Source organism: Klebsiella sp. 10982 (assembly GCF_048589245.1).
GTDB classification, from domain to species: Bacteria; Pseudomonadota; Gammaproteobacteria; order Enterobacterales; family Enterobacteriaceae; genus Klebsiella; species Klebsiella quasivariicola.
Genome location: NZ_JBMAXV010000156.1, coordinates 1 through 362, shown reverse-complemented (window position 1 = coordinate 362; position 362 = coordinate 1). Strand labels below are relative to the sequence as shown.

1 protein-coding gene is annotated in these 362 nt (G+C 55.5%); it reads left to right on the top strand.

From position 1 onward, the window contains the following. Positions 1 to 253, top strand: a 253-nt coding sequence (locus tag ACKLKD_RS28060; protein WP_420062023.1) for a transposase, incomplete at its 5' end; no start/stop codon positions are given. Positions 254 to 362 lie beyond the last annotated feature (109 nt).

Here is a 362-nt window from a genome sequence, read left to right as displayed (position 1 = left end):
CGGGAAAGCGCGGCTGGGGTCTATCAGCAAACGGGGAGACAGTTACCTGCGGACGCTGATAATCCACGGTGCGCGTGCGGTGCTGAACGCGTGTCAGAATAAAACCGACAGACGCAGCCAGTGGCTGAAGGCGTTATCGGAAAGGCGAAACCGGAATATCGCGACGGTGGCGCTGGCGAACAAGAATGCGCGAATAGCATGGGCGATACTGAGCCGCGAAGAAGATTACCATGGGTTACAGGCCGTCGGTTAACCGGCGGCCTGTAACCCATGCAGTAAAAGAGCAATAACCTGCCGTGAGAGTGCAGTCAGCAAAGTGTGATGAGTAACAGGTAAGACCGGCATCTGTCATTCCGACTTAT